At 63.0% G+C, this 14,681-nt stretch carries 15 protein-coding genes and 1 riboswitch; of the genes, 9 read left to right on the top strand and 6 right to left on the bottom strand.

Annotated features, from left to right (window positions below; genetic code table 11):
• Positions 1-58 precede the first annotated feature (58 nt).
• A riboswitch (glycine riboswitch) is annotated at positions 59-149 on the top strand.
• Positions 150-287: 138 nt separating this feature from the next.
• The 3 genes from gcvT (at position 288) to gcvP (ending at position 4,864) form a co-directional block, all read left to right on the top strand.
• Entirely contained in the window at positions 288-1,433 is a 1,146-nt protein-coding gene (gene gcvT / locus V1288_RS22245; protein ID WP_334359087.1) for a glycine cleavage system aminomethyltransferase GcvT, read from the top strand.
• A gap of 9 nt (positions 1,434-1,442) precedes the next feature.
• The gene (gcvH, locus tag V1288_RS22240) at positions 1,443-1,808 is read left to right on the top strand and encodes a glycine cleavage system protein GcvH (protein ID WP_334359086.1); all 366 of its coding nucleotides are present in this window, start codon (positions 1,443-1,445) and stop codon (positions 1,806-1,808) included.
• 182 nt (positions 1,809-1,990) lie between these two features.
• Positions 1,991-4,864 carry an aminomethyl-transferring glycine dehydrogenase gene (gene gcvP, locus V1288_RS22235; protein WP_334359085.1) on the top strand — a complete coding sequence of 958 codons (2,874 nt, stop codon included), beginning with the start codon at positions 1,991-1,993 and terminating at the stop codon, positions 4,862-4,864.
• A 203-nt stretch (positions 4,865-5,067) separates the two neighbouring features.
• Here gcvP and recA read toward each other — a convergent pair whose 3' ends face one another.
• Entirely contained in the window at positions 5,068-6,159 is a 1,092-nt protein-coding gene (recA, locus tag V1288_RS22230) for a recombinase RecA (RefSeq protein ID WP_057848592.1), read from the bottom strand.
• A gap of 486 nt (positions 6,160-6,645) precedes the next feature.
• Between recA and V1288_RS22225 the strand changes: the two genes are divergently transcribed.
• From V1288_RS22225 to V1288_RS22210, 4 genes are all read left to right on the top strand, one after another.
• The gene (locus V1288_RS22225) at positions 6,646-6,843 is read left to right on the top strand and encodes a hypothetical protein (protein ID WP_334359084.1); all 198 of its coding nucleotides are present in this window, start codon (positions 6,646-6,648) and stop codon (positions 6,841-6,843) included.
• 250 nt (positions 6,844-7,093) lie between these two features.
• The gene (locus tag V1288_RS22220) at positions 7,094-7,246 is read left to right on the top strand and encodes a hypothetical protein (protein WP_334359083.1); all 153 of its coding nucleotides are present in this window, start codon (positions 7,094-7,096) and stop codon (positions 7,244-7,246) included.
• Positions 7,247-7,472: 226 nt separating this feature from the next.
• Complete coding sequence (locus V1288_RS22215; protein WP_334359082.1) at positions 7,473-7,652, top strand: hypothetical protein; 180 nt, start codon at positions 7,473-7,475, stop codon at positions 7,650-7,652.
• A gap of 862 nt (positions 7,653-8,514) precedes the next feature.
• The gene (locus V1288_RS22210; RefSeq protein WP_334359081.1) at positions 8,515-8,694 is read left to right on the top strand and encodes a hypothetical protein; all 180 of its coding nucleotides are present in this window, start codon (positions 8,515-8,517) and stop codon (positions 8,692-8,694) included.
• Between the two features lie 138 nt (positions 8,695-8,832).
• On the opposite strand, the gene V1288_RS22205 is transcribed toward V1288_RS22210, so the two are convergent.
• The 3 genes from V1288_RS22205 to V1288_RS22195 form a co-directional block, all read right to left on the bottom strand.
• Entirely contained in the window at positions 8,833-9,168 is a 336-nt protein-coding gene (locus tag V1288_RS22205; RefSeq protein ID WP_334359080.1) for a PilZ domain-containing protein, read from the bottom strand.
• Between the two features lie 230 nt (positions 9,169-9,398).
• The gene (locus tag V1288_RS22200) at positions 9,399-9,629 is read right to left on the bottom strand and encodes a hypothetical protein (protein WP_334359079.1); all 231 of its coding nucleotides are present in this window, start codon (positions 9,627-9,629) and stop codon (positions 9,399-9,401) included.
• A 79-nt stretch (positions 9,630-9,708) separates the two neighbouring features.
• Positions 9,709-9,993 (bottom strand): hypothetical protein, encoded by a 285-nt coding sequence (locus V1288_RS22195; protein ID WP_334359078.1) that lies wholly within the window; start codon positions 9,991-9,993, stop codon positions 9,709-9,711.
• Between the two features lie 235 nt (positions 9,994-10,228).
• Between V1288_RS22195 and V1288_RS22190 the strand changes: the two genes are divergently transcribed.
• Positions 10,229-10,690, top strand: coding sequence for a PaaI family thioesterase (locus V1288_RS22190; protein WP_334359077.1), 462 nt, complete (start codon positions 10,229-10,231; stop codon positions 10,688-10,690).
• 112 nt (positions 10,691-10,802) lie between these two features.
• Entirely contained in the window at positions 10,803-10,934 is a 132-nt protein-coding gene (locus V1288_RS22185) for a hypothetical protein (RefSeq protein WP_334359076.1), read from the top strand.
• Between the two features lie 107 nt (positions 10,935-11,041).
• Here V1288_RS22185 and V1288_RS22180 read toward each other — a convergent pair whose 3' ends face one another.
• Both V1288_RS22180 and V1288_RS22175 read right to left on the bottom strand, forming a co-directional pair.
• A complete protein-coding gene (locus tag V1288_RS22180; protein WP_334359075.1) occupies positions 11,042-11,218 on the bottom strand; it encodes a hypothetical protein in 177 nt (58 codons plus the stop codon).
• Positions 11,219-12,605: 1,387 nt separating this feature from the next.
• Positions 12,606-14,645 carry a pyrroloquinoline quinone-dependent dehydrogenase gene (locus V1288_RS22175; protein WP_334359074.1) on the bottom strand — a complete coding sequence of 680 codons (2,040 nt, stop codon included), beginning with the start codon at positions 14,643-14,645 and terminating at the stop codon, positions 12,606-12,608.
• Between the last annotated feature and the right edge of the window lie 36 nt (positions 14,646-14,681).

Genomic DNA, 14,681 nt, shown 5'->3' with positions numbered 1-14,681 from the left:
GATAATGCTGCGGCTGCGTTGACAGGCTTGGCAGGGCTGTGTTTCCCTCTTATCTGTAAGACGTCACGTCGGGAGAGATCGGCTTCAGCGCCGGCGCCGAAGGAGCAACCGCCCCGGAAACTCTCAGGCAAACGGACCGCGTGACGAACTAGCATCTGGAAAGAGACACCGAAGGCCTTTGGCCGAGGGGTGTCCGCCGACGGGATAATACTCTCAGGCACAGCGACAGATGGGGCTTTCTTTGGGTTTTCGGGGGCTGGTCTCCGGAACCCATGAGGGCCTGACGGATGCTGGCACGCGACGAATCCTCTCTGAAACGCACCCCATTACACGCGCTCCATGTGGCGCGCGGCGGCAAGCTGGTTCCCTTCGCGGGCTACGAGATGCCGGTACAATACCCGGCCGGTGTGCTGAAGGAGCATCTGCACACAAGAAGCGCCGCCGGCCTGTTCGACGTCTCGCATATGGGCCAGCTCGCGCTGCGTCCCAAATCAGGCCAGGTTGCCGATGCCGCGCTGGCGCTGGAGCGGCTGGTGCCGCAGGATATCGTGGCGGTTGCGCCGGGACGCCAGCGCTACGCGCAGTTCACCAATGAAGACGGCGGCATTCTCGACGATCTGATGGTGGCGAATTTCGGCGACCATCTGTTTCTGGTTGTCAACGCCGCCTGCAAGGCCGGGGACGAGGCGCATCTGCGCGCGCACCTCTCCGATAGCTGCATCATCGATTCGCTGGCTGATCGCGCGCTGATCGCGCTGCAGGGCCCGAAAGCGGAATCGGCGCTGGCGAAACTTGGGGCTGACGTATCAGCGATGCGCTTCATGGATACCGGCCCGCGCCAGGTAGCCGGATTCGACTGCTTCGTGTCGCGCTCCGGCTATACCGGCGAGGACGGGTTTGAGATTTCGGTGCCGGCCGCACAAGCCGAAGTGCTGGTCACGGCGCTTCTGGAAAATCCTGACGTGCTGCCGATCGGGCTTGGCGCGCGCGACAGCCTGCGCCTGGAAGCCGGGCTCTGCCTTTACGGCCACGACATCGACACTACGACGACGCCGGTCGAGGGCGCGCTGGAATGGTCGGTGCAGAAGAGCCGCCGCACGGGTGGCGCCCGCGCCGGCGGATTTCCCGGCGCCGACAAGATTCTCCCGCAGTTTGAAAAAGGCGCCGCGCGCCGCCGCATCGGCCTGCGTGCCGAGGGGCGCGCGCCGGTACGCGAGGGCGCGTTGTTGTTCGCGGATGTTGCTTCAAGCGAAGCCATCGGAAAAGTCACGTCGGGCGGCTTCGGCCCGAGCCTCAATGCGCCGGTGGCGATGGGCTATCTGCCGACATCGCTGTCCGCCAACGGCACGCAGGTTTTTGCGGAAGTGCGCGGCCAGCGCCTGCCGCTGCAGGTCGCCGCCATGCCCTTCGTTCCCAACACCTATAAACGCTGAGGAAGTTTCATGACGACATTGTTCACATCAGACCATGAATGGCTCCGCATCGAGGGCGATGTCGCCACCATCGGGGTCACCGACTATGCGCAGTCGCAGCTTGGCGATGTCGTGTTCGTCGAACTGCCCAAGGTCGGCCGCACGCTGAAAAAGGCCGAAGCCGCCGCGGTGGTCGAATCGGTCAAGGCCGCCTCCGACGTCTACGCACCGATTTCCGGCGAGGTGGTCGAGGTCAACGAGGCGCTCGCCGCCGAACCTGCGCTGGTGAATTCCGACGCAGGTGGCAAGGCCTGGTTCTTCAAGCTCAAGATTGCGGACAAAAGCGAACTCGGCGGCCTGATGGATGAGGCCGCTTACAAGGCACACACGGCTTGAATGCTGCAGGCAACATCTCGGCCGTCATGGCCGGGCATAGCCGTCTGAAGGACGGCGTCGCTTCCGCTCGCCTATGCCCGGCCATCCACGCCTTGTTTGGCGCCAAAGCAAGACGTGGATGCCCGGCACAAGGCCGGGCATGACGGAGTAACTGCACCCCGCTATGCGACGAGGAAAGACCCATGAACGCGCCGCTGAAAACCACCACTGAAGCCGCCACCGATTTCGTGCGCCGTCATATCGGCCCCTCGCCCCGCGACATCGCAGCGATGCTGAACAGCGTCGGCGCGAACAGCCTTGACGAGCTGATGGGGCAGACGCTGCCGTCCTCGATCCGGCAGAAGGCGCCGCTCGATCTCGGGCCAGCGCTCAGCGAAACCGAGGCGCTGGCGCATATGCGCGAGCTGGCCGCGCAAAACGAAGTGTTCACCTCGCTGATCGGCCAAGGCTATTCCGGTACCATCCTGCCCGCCGTGATCCAGCGCAATATTCTCGAAAACCCGGCCTGGTACACGGCCTACACGCCGTATCAGCCCGAGATCAGCCAGGGCCGGCTGGAGGCGCTGTTCAACTTCCAGACCATGATCTGCGATCTGACCGGGCTCGACGTCGCCAATGCCTCGCTGCTTGATGAAGGCACAGCGGCCGCAGAGGCCATGGCGCTCGCCGAACGCGCCTCGCAGGTGAAGACAAAATCGTTCTTCGTCGATGCGGACGTGCATCCGCAGACGCTCACCGTGCTGCGTACCCGCGCGGAGCCGCTCGGCTGGAATTTGATCGTCGGCGATCCCCTCACCGATCTCGACAAGGCGGAAGTGTTCGGCGGCTTGCTGCAATATCCCGGCACATCAGGCGCGGTGCGAGATCTGCGGCCCGCGATTGCAGCGCTGCACGCCAAGGGCGCGCTCGCCGTCGTTGCGGCCGATCTGCTGGCGCTGACGCTGATCGCCTCGCCCGGCGAACTCGGCGCCGATATCGCCATCGGATCGGCGCAGCGCTTTGGCGTGCCGATGGGCTATGGCGGCCCGCATGCGGCTTACATGTCGGTGCGCGACGCGCTGAAGCGTTCGCTGCCCGGCCGCATTGTCGGCCTGTCGGTGGATTCGCGCGGGCAGCCGGCCTATCGGCTGGCGCTGCAAACCCGCGAGCAGCATATCCGCCGCGAAAAGGCCACCTCCAACATCTGCACCGCGCAGGTGCTGCTGGCGGTGATCGCCTCGATGTACGCGGTCTATCACGGCCCGGAAGGGCTGACACACATTGCGCGGACCGTGCACCGGCGCGCAGCGGTGCTGGCGGCGGGCTTGCGCCAGCTTGGCTTTGCATTGAAGAGCGAGATCTTCTTCGACACCGTGACGGTGGATGTGGGTACCAGACAAAGCGAGATCGTCGTCCGGGCCCATGCTGAAGCAATCAATCTGCGCATCGGTGAAGGCCGGCTGGGCATCGCGCTGGACGAGACCACGACACAAGCGACCGTCGAAGCGGTGTGGCGCGCATTCGGCGGCAAGCTGTCCTATGCCGATATGGAGGTCAGCACGCGCGAGACGCTGCCGGCGGAACTGAAGCGCGACAGCGCCTTCCTCACCCATCCCGTGTTCCACGCGCACCGCTCCGAGACCGAGCTGTTGCGCTACATGCGCAAGCTCTCGGACCGCGACCTCGCGCTCGACCGCGCCATGATTCCGCTCGGCTCCTGCACCATGAAGCTGAACGCGACCACGGAGATGATTCCGCTGACGTGGCCTGAGTTCGGCAATCTGCATCCGTTCGCGCCATCCGAGCAGGCCAGGGGCTATCATGTGTTGTTCAGGCGGCTTGAGAAAGCGCTGTGCGACATGACAGGCTATGACGCGGTCTCGCTGCAGCCCAATTCCGGCGCCCAGGGCGAATATGCCGGGCTGCTCGCGATCCGCGCCTATCATGCCGCGCGCGGCGAGCCGCACCGCAAGGTGTGCCTGATCCCCTCCTCCGCGCACGGCACCAATCCGGCTTCCGCCCATATGGCCGGCATGGAGGTGGTGGTGACCGCCTGCGACGCGCGCGGCGACGTCGACGTCGACGACCTCCGCGCCAAGGCGGAGAAGCACTCCAAAAACCTCGCCGCCGTCATGATCACCTATCCCTCGACGCACGGCGTGTTCGAGGAGCACATCAGCGAGATCTGCGACATCGTTCACGGCCATGGCGGCCAGGTCTATCTGGACGGTGCCAACATGAACGCGCAGGTCGGCCTGTCGCGGCCCGGCGATTACGGCGCCGACGTCTCGCACCTCAATCTGCACAAGACCTTCTGTATCCCGCATGGCGGCGGCGGCCCGGGCATGGGCCCGATCGGCGTCAAGGCCCATCTTGCACCCTACCTGCCCGGCCATCCCGCAACCGACGGCACGACGGCGCATCCGGTCGGACCGGTGTCGGCGGCGCCGTTCGGATCAGCGTCGATCCTGACGATTTCCTACATTTACATCCTGATGATGTCGGGCGAGGGATTGCGGCGCGCTACCGAGATCGCAATCCTCAACGCCAATTACATCGCAAGCCGCCTCGATCCGCATTTCCCGGTGCTCTACCGGAATGCCAAGGGCCGCGTCGCGCATGAATGCATCGTCGATCCGCGCCCGCTCAAAACTACCAGCGGCGTCACCGTCGACGATATCGCCAAGCGCCTGATCGACTACGGCTTCCACGCGCCGACCATGAGTTTCCCGGTGCCGGGCACGCTGATGATCGAGCCGACCGAATCGGAATCGAAGGCGGAGCTGGATCGCTTCTGCGACGCCATGATCGCGATCCGAAGCGAGATCACGGAGATCGAGATCGGCCGCTGGAAGGTCGAAGCCTCGCCCTTGCGCCACGCCCCGCACACCGTGCACGACATTGTCGATGATGCGTGGAACCGCGCCTATAGCCGCGCCACGGGTTGCTTCCCCGACGGCGTCTCACGCACCGACAAATACTGGTGTCCGGTCGGCCGCGTCGACAACGTCTATGGCGACCGCAATCTGGTGTGCTCGTGCCCGCCGGTCGCGGACTACGCGCAAGCCGCGGAATAACTTCGTAGGATGGGCCGAGCGAAGCGATACCCATCTCTTTTGCCGTCCGACTTCTGATGGGTTTCGCTGCGCTCTACCTATCCTACGGCCACGGCGCTACGGCGCAACGCAAAACAGAACGGGCGCTGAGAACGTCGGCAACTCAACGTCCGCAGCACCCGCCTGTCGCGTTTCAAACCTTATCGGCCTGAAGCGTCGGAAACTTATTCGTCGCCCGCCGGCTCCTCGCCGTCGGCGTCGCGCTCGGCGGGACCGGCCAGGATCTGCTCGGCGATCAGGCCGGAGTTTTGGCGGATCGCCGTCTCGATCTTGGCGACCATGTCGGGATTGGCCTTGAGGAACGCTTTTGAGTTCTCGCGGCCTTGGCCCAGCCGCTGGCTGTCATAGGAGAACCAGGCGCCGGATTTCTCGACAATGCCGGCCTTGACGCCGAGGTCGAGGATCTCGCCCATCTTGGAGACGCCCTCGCCATACATGATGTCGAACTCGACCTGCTTGAAGGGCGGCGCCAGCTTGTTCTTCACCACCTTGACGCGGGTGGTGTTGCCGACCACTTCGTCGCGCTCCTTGATCGCGCCGATGCGGCGGATGTCGAGGCGGACGGAGGCGTAAAATTTCAGCGCGTTGCCGCCGGTGGTGGTTTCCGGCGAGCCGTACATCACGCCGATCTTCATGCGGATCTGGTTGATGAAGATCACCATGGTGTTGGACTTGTTGATCGAGGCGGTGAGCTTGCGCAGCGCCTGGCTCATCAACCGCGCCTGCAGACCCGGCAGCGCGTCGCCCATCTCGCCCTCGAGTTCGGCCTTCGGCACCAGCGCCGCCACCGAATCGACCACCAGCACGTCGACCGCGCCGGAACGCACCAAGGTGTCGCAGATTTCCAAAGCCTGCTCGCCAGTATCGGGCTGCGAGATCAGGAGTTCGTCGATGTTGACGCCGAGCTTGCGCGCATAGACCGGATCGAGCGCATGTTCGGCGTCGATGAAGGCGCAGATGCCGCCCTTCTTCTGTCCTTCGGCCACCGTGTGCAGCGCCAGCGTGGTCTTGCCCGACGATTCCGGCCCGTAGATTTCGACCACCCGCCCCTTCGGCAGGCCGCCGACGCCGAGCGCAATGTCGAGCCCGAGCGAGCCCGACGAAATGGTCTCGACATCCATCGAGCGGTCGTTCTTGCCCAGCTTCATCACCGAGCCCTTGCCGAACTGGCGCTCGATCTGGGAGAGCGCGGCAGACAGGGCCTTGGTCTTATCCATGGAGGATCCTTCAACGATACGCAGGGCAGTGGCGGACATAGATGTGCTCCTTATGGCGGGGATTCGCGAGCGGGACAAACGGACGATGGCAGGTTCAGGATTCGATCGGCGTATAGGAATTTTCGTACCACGTTTGTTCCATGTTCGCAATATGTTCTTTTTATAAAGAGGGTACTTGGCCTGTTTCCGGCCTCGGGTGCCATCTGGTTTTCACAGCGGCCCTCTTTTGGATTATGTTTCCAACCATGAGCGCACGCGCACGATATTGGACACTGCACTGGATAAGAGCCTTGCTATGGCCGCTGCCCGTCTTGACGGTAGTTAGGGCATGGAGCGCACGACGCACCGGGTCGCACGCGAAGTAAGGCCGCCTCAGTTGGCGGCCTCATCATTTTCCGCTCGCGAATAAATGACTCGCGCTCGGAAGTTCCCGGGCGCAAATTGTTCCCATCACCGCCGGACCTCGGCTGCCCATCGGTGACAGAGAGACCGTTCGCGCTTCCGCCCTTTCCACAGGAGCGAACCATGCAGCGACACCGTTTCAAGAATACCCTGACTTTTCCTGATCGGCTGACGAAGGAAGCTGAGCGACTGCGGCAGGAAGCCCGGACCAAACCTCCCGGGCAGGAACGCGAGGAGCTGCTGCGAAAAGCCCGTCAGGCGGATACCGCCGCCCACATCGACCAGTGGATTTCCTCGCCAGGCTTGAAGTCGCCAGAGTGAGACCGCCCGGAACGAATGCTCGCGGCGTGACGTCAGTGGTTACACTGGTGGAGAGCGCTCATGATTTACCCGTTCGCCATCCTTGGGCACGCGAAATTCGGCCCAGTATCCCCCTCAAATCTGCTGGTTTTTCCGGATTTCATAATTCCGTAGTTTTACGGCCTGCAGACCTTCCCCGGCCCCGAGGGCTTAAATATGATCGGGCCCTGGGGTCAATCGACGGGGTGCGTAATTGACGGGACACACTCAATTGGCAATAACACCACGCGACCGCTTTCTTGAGGCGGCGCAAAAGGAACTGGCCGCCTTCGAACAGCGCGAGCGCGAATTCGCCAAGAAGGAGCGGCAGGAGCGGGCGGCAGAACTGCAAATCCCCGTGCACAAGGCTGACCTTCACAGTTAGGCGAGGGCCTCGCCGGAGGAGTAGCCCGGCTTTCCGGAACTGGCGTCTCGTTCGGCCTCGACGCAGCGCGCACAAGATCGGGCTGAACATCCGGCCGCGCCGCCCGGCCGCCTTGAGCTCACTTTTGTGCTTTTCTTTCGGAACGGATCTCGCCGCAATGCGTAATCGCACCGGGAGCGGCTGATAGTGGCTGATTTAGTAACGGGTAGTAATGGGGAACCAGATTGTGCCGGGCAAGAAATATCTAACGGAACAAGCGGCAACCTTTCTCAAGTTTGCAATGGCCACCACGGATCCGGATGTCGCCGCGGGCTTTCTCGAAAAGGCCGCCGACCTTTCGGCCAGGAGTGAAGAGGCGCCGGACGCCAGCCCCCGGGCGCCTGATGTAGAGCAGCCGGAAGGCTAGCTCTCGCGATGAGGCCGCCGGACAGGGCGGCCTCATCGTTTATCAGTCCCTCTGCAGATGCGGGTGAGGTCGCCTACAATTTTAGGCGTGCTTGCGGTTTCACCTGAACCGTCCGTCAAGGCGCCCGCGCTATCTCTTGCGGCATGCATATACAGGTTGTCGTCCCCCACGAACCCATCCTGCTGACGCCTCAGCAGCATGGCGCCCCTCTCCTCACACGGCCCTTGAGCCTCAGCCGCACGCCGGATCCGTCCAGGGTGCCGCAGCCGGTCCGGCCGGACGCGCCGTCGCGACCCCACATTCCGCCGCGGCAACCTTATCCGACGCGCCAGGAATAGGCCGCACGCGCCGCGCAGCCAAACGACCCCGCCACATGGAGCTATGCAGCGAGGTCGCCGATGACGGGGAAATCGGGAGGACACCCCGCCCTCGCGAGCAGGTACGTCCGCTGCAAAGCCCCGTTTCAGGCACAAACTATCCGGCAATTCGTTACGCGCGGCGTTGAACCTTTTTCATTCCATCCAGACAAAACTTTGCCTGGGACATTGCATCACTCGGGGAATAGGCCTGCGCCGCCAAGCGGACCATACTCCGCTTGCGCGGCGCAGCGCTTTTTTGCGCGCGCGGCAACGGGACTGTCGCGAACCTTGGCCGCACGCGCGAGGTTTAGAACTCCAGCAAGCAAGCGGGATTTGGCCGTACGCTCCGCGGCAAAGGTATTCCCCATGGAACTTTGCGGTTCCGCTCCCGTTATGGCGAAGGCATTCGGGAGACTTTCATAGAATTTACGCTGATCAGGCTGGCCGGCTTTCTATAGTTGTTTGATTATTATTGAGGCGGTCGCGCCGCAGCGGGATTTTATATGATCTACAAGGGCGTTGAATTCACCGTGACGGCGGTCGCTCCGGGCATTTGGAAATGGCAATTCCGCATCGGCGAGAGGGTCGTCGCGGGCAAGACCGAAGCCAAGCTCAATCTGCTGGCGATCCGGCGGGTCCAGCTTCGGATCGATCGGGAGCTGAAAAAGGCAGAGCGGGAGTAGCCCGCCGCTGGATTCTTCCGCCGATCTCTCATCTGAAAAATATCAAGCAATTACAGCAGGTTAAGGCCGAACATTTGCGCAAACACTGCAGGATACGGATTAAAGCGCTCCCCGGTTCTGATCAGAACCAATAAGGCTCTAGGCGTGCGCCTTTTTGGTAGCGGCCTCCGGTTCACCGGTCGGCGCGACGCCCTTGCGCAGCTCCCGGGCGGAGACGAACCGGACGCCGACCAATTCGCCCCTGCGCCAGATCAGCGTGCATACCCGCCGCACCTCGCCGCCCGCAGTCAGCGACAGGCCGAACACCTTTGGTACTGCGAGATCGCCCACGTCGAGGCAGGCGCCGTTCTCGGAAATATCGAGGATGTAACACTCGATCCATGGCGCATCCGGCGCTGGAATCAGGAAGCCCGGCTTGCGCAAATCGACCCGAACGAACTTGCGGGCACCCAGATCTCTGCGGTCTCTCGCCATGATTTCTCCTGCGCGGGGAATCTAGGCGGGAATACCTGAATACCGAGTTATCGGAATTCGGCAAAAATCGAGGTGTTGGTGATTTCGTGGGACCCAATAGTGTTTTCGAGCGAAGCATGCCCTCGGACTTGATCCGGGGGTGGGCACCGGTCGCATAGCAATCAAGTTTGCGCAGATTGCGTAGACTTATCTGCGCAGAAAACGCGTCAAAACAAGAATCCAGAGTTGCTCTAATCGGCGCTGGCAAGCCGGCGCATCGTGAATTCGATGTCGCCGCCGGGTAGCTCGCGCCAGCTTTCGACCGAGCTCATATAGGCCGCCTTGGGATAGCGGTTGAGGAAGTCGCGTGCCCTCGCCCTCGCTTTGTCGCGCGGCAGCGTGAAGGTCTCGCGCAGATAGCCATCGTCCGGCTTGCGCCGGCCGGCCATCCGGCTCGCGAGATCGCGCGGGCGAAAGACCATGTCGTAACTCCAGACCAGGACGACAGGTCGAATATAGGGGTTGCGGCGAAGGAATCCTACTCGCGGCTTGGTGGAGCGTTTACTGGCTGTTGCTGCCGGTCTTGCTCTTCCTGGGCGCCGCTGCGGCCTTCGCCGAGTCCTTGGGACCGTCGGTGCTGCGCACGGTTCCCCAGGGATCGGAAGAGGCCTTGGCGTCGGGAATCTTCTTCAAGGATTCCTTATAGGCCTTGTCCTTGACCGCATCCTGCTCTTTCTCTTCCGGCGATTTGGACTGGAACTCCGGCATCAGGTTGATGTTTGGGGTCTGCGCGTAGGCCGGCGCCGTCAACAACACCACCACAGCGGCCGCGCTCAGCATTCTCATGACGTTCTCCTTTTGGGACGCTGACATTGCGTTTTCAGGAAGGATACCACCGGCCCAACCGCCTCGCCAAGCACGGGGCCCCCGCTTTTGGTGGGACGCGCGGGACGCACATGCAAAGCCTGGCCCGACTTACAGGATTTCGGGCCGTATTGTGGCCCGCCGCGGCTGTTCCCTTCGCCGCAATGACCACTACAATACGGCCTGCAAACACTATCGGCTAAGGAAACGGGCGTTCATGCAGCAACAGCCACCAGCAGCGGAATTCGGCATCGCGGAAGCAAAGCGCGTGCTTGGCGAGGTATTTGCGCCCTGGGTGATGGATCTCAACCTCTCGATCGAGCGCTTTGACATTGCGCCATCACCCGATGCCGCCGACTGGCAGCCGGGCGCGATCCTGCGCCTGCCGTTCTCGGAGCGGCTGTGCCGCAATGGCGGCACGGTCTCGGGCCAGGCACTGATGGCCTTTGCCGACACCGCGATGGTGATCGCCAACCTCGCCGCCAACCGCGGCTATCGACCGATGACGACGGTCGACCAGACCACGCATTTCATGCGCGCGGTCGCAGCTTCCGACGTGCTGGCCGATGCGCGCGTGGTCCGCCTCGGGCGCACCATGAGCTTCGGCCGCGTCACGCTGCTTTCCGCCACCGACAACAAGGCGGTGGCGATGGTCTCGAGCGCGTTCGCAATGCTGTAGAGCGGGATCGTAATCCGCCATCGCACGGCGGCCCGACCCCCGTAGTTCTCTGGTCTTGCCGGAACCCGATTCGTCTGGCGTCTTGGCGTCAATAGTGTGTCAGGAGCGAACCATGTTCAAAACTGTTTTCGTGATGGCGACAATCACTATCATCGCTTGCGCCGCGGTGATCGCAATCTTCGAACTCCTCACCCGGGCGCGCCACCCACAGGCCGGTCCGCCGCCGCGGCGCCGGGCGTTCTAGGAAACAAGCGGCCGTCGTCAAAGTAACCTTCCGCGAGATGTTCGATAGGCTGGCTCTGCATTTGGACCAATTGGCTGGACCAATTGGCGCCGCCAACCGAGGCGGTCTTACTGCGCTGTCTTGAACTCCGCGATCTTCCGCGCGCCGTCCCATAGTTCTACGTCGTGACCGTCCACGAGCAATTTGGCGCGCGCCTTGGCGGCTTCGTCATCGTCGCATTCAATATCTACGCGATGGACGATGTGGCCGTCCCAGCCAATCAGGTAAGCCCGATAAGCGTGCATGGGTGCGACGCTATTTCGGCGACCGCAAGCCGGGGGAAGTTAGTCGTTGGTTCATGAAAGATGCCGTCTCAGCTTGCCGGACGCGTCTCAAAAGAAGTTCGCGCGCCATGCTGCCTGGCAGCTCTTTGTCGGCCGCTTCCTTAAATTTTTGGGCCTCTTGCGCTAAGCGTTCTTCAAAGGTCGCCGTGTGTTTGACGCGTCTACGCTGCTGAGCCATGGATGAATCCCTCCCAAGCCCCCTGGAAATTACAGACCGTCAGTTCGCATTTCGTCTGTCTGGCAGCCGACACAAATCAAACTGGGCCAGTCACAATTTCAACAGGCCACCGGCGTCGCAAACAAGGCTGCACCCATCGTGAATTAGAACAGGGCACAACCTGGAACAGATCAAGAAACATCCCTTCGCCCAGAGGGTGAGATGCGCCTTGTCGTGATCGGACGCAGCCCCCGTTGTATGCAGAGCCGGCGCTCGGATAGTGACGCGAGCCCTGTTCATCCGCGGATGAGCAGAGTGTTGGATCGCCGACGTCATGCCTGGGAGATGAAGACGCAGGGAAAGGCGCGCTTCGCGCCGTGCCCACCAATACATACGGACTGCGAACTGATTTGCTTTGCGCGCAAGCGCAATCTTGATGCACAACCGCGACAAAAACCACTTGTCGGGCAAATCAGTCAAAACCTGTCCAGTCTCCTTTGCAAAAATATTCTGCTTTCGTTCTCACCCAAATCAGTCGCATAACTCCGCCCGTCTCACCCGATTGAGGGGCGCTCGCGATCGTCACGAACGCGCGGTGAGATGCGATGGACGCTGAGGGCGCGCCAGACGTACGCGCCGGACGCGTACGGCGAAGTCGTGTGGTTCGGGCGCCGCGGTGCTGGCGTTAAGTTGGCGGGAAGTATCTCGCTGGCGACGGAGGCAACAGAGCCGTTCTCCGGGGAGAGCACGAAGTAAGCCGTAAAGCCATTGCGCAGGGAAGGCCGGAATGCTCCCGCTGCCCTGTATGCTCGTGTGCAGTTTTGTTTGCGCAAATCGCACGCGAGACCGCGGGTGCAGCAAGCACCCGGTCTTCCCTGCGCCCTCTAGTTACGAAGAGGGCAAAAGAAGATGCAAAGCTCGGGCGAGATGCGCCGCGAGATCGCGAAACTGTATCCACCGTCATTGCGAGCCAACGGGTCGGCGCGAAGCGCTGCCCGATGACAGGCTCCGCGAAGCAATCCATGTCCCGGCATAAAGAAAGAATGGATTGCTTCGCTTCGCTCGCAATGACGCGGAGAAGCCGCAGCGTACTGGATCGTCCGGTCAAGCCGGACAATGACAGCAGAGAGCTGTTTGAGAGTTGAATCCGAAATCCATCCCCGTGTCGTCCCTGCGAACGCACTAGCGCATCTACACCTTGACCACCCAGCGCCGCCGCCAGCGCCACACCAGCATCGCCATCAACACGACCACAAGCCCGATTGCGATCGCCCCGCTCATGAAGCGCCCGCCGGGCCGGTCGATGGTGCGCGACCATAGCGAGGGCGCTTCCCCGGGCCGCGCCAGGCGGAACGCCACCACACTGTCGCCGATCGTCGTGCCCGACTCCGAATGACCGCCGGCGCCGATCGCGACATATTGCTCGCCCTTCCACAGATAGGTCATGGGATTGGCAACGCCCGGCACCGGCAGCCGGCCCTGCCACAGCTCCCGCCCCGATCGCGCGTCGAAGGCGCGCAAATAAGCATCCATCGCGCCGGTGAAGACGAGACCACCGGCGGTGATCGCGACGCCGCTGACGAGCGGCGTGCCGAAGGGCAAAGCGATGCCGAGCGGCGCGCGGTCTTCCGTGGTGCCGACCCTCGAGCGCCAGAGAATCTTCCCGGCCTTCAGATCGACCGCGACCATCTCGCCCCAAGGCGGCTTGTTGCACAACAGGCCCAAAGGCGACAACGCGACCGCGCGCGTCATGGCAAAGGGCGTACCCTGCTGCCGTCCAAAATCGTGACCGGGCGGCGGGTTGAACCCATCGGCCACGGCGGCACGCGGAAGCAGTTTGACGATATGGATCGCCCGCGTCGTGTTGGCGTAAAGGATCTGGTTGACCGGATCGAAGGCGGCGCCACCCCAATTCACGCCGCCGCCGGTCATCGGAAACACCACGGTGCCTTGCGTCGACGGCGGCGTATAGAGGCCGTCGTTTCGCGCCGACGCGACCTGCGCGCGGCAGGCCCCGCGCTCCCAGAATGGAATCAGGCCGAACACATCGTCGGCCGAAATTCGTTGCGACAGCAGCGGCGGTACGTGGGTTGGAAACGGCTGCGTCGGCGAGAGCTGCTCGCCTTCGGTGCCGCCCTGCGGCGCGGCGCGTTCCTCCACCGGCCATACCGGCTTGCCGGTATCGCGGTCGAGCACGAACACAAAGCCCTGCTTGGTCGGCTGGATCACGACGTCGCGCCGGCCTTCGCCGGTATCGATCCGCGAAAGCGTCGGCTGCGCCGGCAAATCGTAATCCCAGACGTCGTGATGCACGGTCTGATACGACCAGACCCGCTCGCCGGTCTCGGCGCGCAGCGCCACGACCGAATTGGCGTAGTCGTTGTTGCCGGGCCGCTTGCCGCCCCAAAAATCCGGGCTCGGCGAAGACGTCGGCAAGAACACCAGGCCGCGCTCCTCGTCCACCGACATCGGCGCCCAGACATTGGCGTGGCCGGCAGTGACACCGCTATGCACCAGCGGATCGAAGTCCCAGCGCGGACGCCCGGTTCGCGCATCGAAGGCGCGCACCGTACCGGCCGGCGCCTCGACGCGGCGGTTGTCCGCGATCGCAGAGCCGACGATCACGGTGTCGCGGGCAATCACGGGCGCCGATGTGATCTGGAATTCGCCGGGCCATTCCAGCGGCGTGCCGATCTCGATCCTGATCTCGCCATTGACGCCGAAATCGGCGCAGGGAATCCCGGACCTTGCGTCGAGCGCAATCACGCGCGCATCGTTGGTGCCCATGAAGATTCGCGCGCGGCAGGCAACCGTCCCGGTCGCCTTGTCGTCGACCCAATAGGCCACCCCGCGGCAAGTGTAGCGGTTGGCCGGGCGCTGCGCGGTGGAGATCTTCGGATCGTACCGCCACTTCTGCGCGCCGCTGCCGGGATCGAGCGCGATCACTTCGTTGAACGGCGAGCAGAGGATCAGGCTGTCTTCGACCAACAGTGGCGTGGCCTGAAACTTGGTCCGCTTCATCACCTCGGGCGCGCGGCTGCCGAGATCGCCGGTGCGAAACTCCCAGGCGCGAACGAGATTGCCGACATTATCAGGCGTGATCTGGCCGAGCGGCGAAAACCGCGATCCGCCGCGATCGCCACCCCAATGCTCCCAGGCGGAAGCCGGAAGCGCGATGCCGGTGCAGAAGATGGCAACGATGAAAGTGAACAGACGAACCGGATTTCGCATCTTGCCCCGCAAGCGCAACGCAACGCTTGCGGGATC

The sequence above is a fragment of the Bradyrhizobium sp. AZCC 2176 genome (assembly GCF_036924645.1).
GTDB lineage: Bacteria > Pseudomonadota > Alphaproteobacteria > Rhizobiales > Xanthobacteraceae > Bradyrhizobium.
The sequence above is the reverse complement of the archived record's forward strand: the minus strand, read 5'-3'. Positions and strand labels throughout refer to the sequence as shown.

What these genes read in the sequence shown, in the direction of transcription:
- gcvT (WP_334359087.1), top strand. Translation starts at nt 288, where the DNA reads ATGCTGGCACGCGACGAATCCTCTCTGAAACGCACCCCATTACACGCG.
- gcvH (WP_334359086.1), top strand. Translation starts at nt 1,443, where the DNA reads ATGACGACATTGTTCACATCAGACCATGAATGGCTCCGCATCGAGGGC.
- gcvP (WP_334359085.1), top strand. Translation starts at nt 1,991, where the DNA reads ATGAACGCGCCGCTGAAAACCACCACTGAAGCCGCCACCGATTTCGTG.
- recA (WP_057848592.1), bottom strand. Translation starts at nt 6,159, where the DNA reads ATGTCCGCCACTGCCCTGCGTATCGTTGAAGGATCCTCCATGGATAAG.
- V1288_RS22225 (WP_334359084.1), top strand. Translation starts at nt 6,646, where the DNA reads ATGCAGCGACACCGTTTCAAGAATACCCTGACTTTTCCTGATCGGCTG.
- V1288_RS22210 (WP_334359081.1), top strand. Translation starts at nt 8,515, where the DNA reads ATGATCTACAAGGGCGTTGAATTCACCGTGACGGCGGTCGCTCCGGGC.
- V1288_RS22205 (WP_334359080.1), bottom strand. Translation starts at nt 9,168, where the DNA reads ATGGCGAGAGACCGCAGAGATCTGGGTGCCCGCAAGTTCGTTCGGGTC.
- V1288_RS22200 (WP_334359079.1), bottom strand. Translation starts at nt 9,629, where the DNA reads ATGGTCTTTCGCCCGCGCGATCTCGCGAGCCGGATGGCCGGCCGGCGC.
- V1288_RS22195 (WP_334359078.1), bottom strand. Translation starts at nt 9,993, where the DNA reads ATGAGAATGCTGAGCGCGGCCGCTGTGGTGGTGTTGTTGACGGCGCCG.
- V1288_RS22190 (WP_334359077.1), top strand. Translation starts at nt 10,229, where the DNA reads ATGCAGCAACAGCCACCAGCAGCGGAATTCGGCATCGCGGAAGCAAAG.
- V1288_RS22185 (WP_334359076.1), top strand. Translation starts at nt 10,803, where the DNA reads ATGTTCAAAACTGTTTTCGTGATGGCGACAATCACTATCATCGCTTGC.
- V1288_RS22180 (WP_334359075.1), bottom strand. Translation starts at nt 11,218, where the DNA reads ATGCACGCTTATCGGGCTTACCTGATTGGCTGGGACGGCCACATCGTC.
- V1288_RS22175 (WP_334359074.1), bottom strand. Translation starts at nt 14,645, where the DNA reads ATGCGAAATCCGGTTCGTCTGTTCACTTTCATCGTTGCCATCTTCTGC.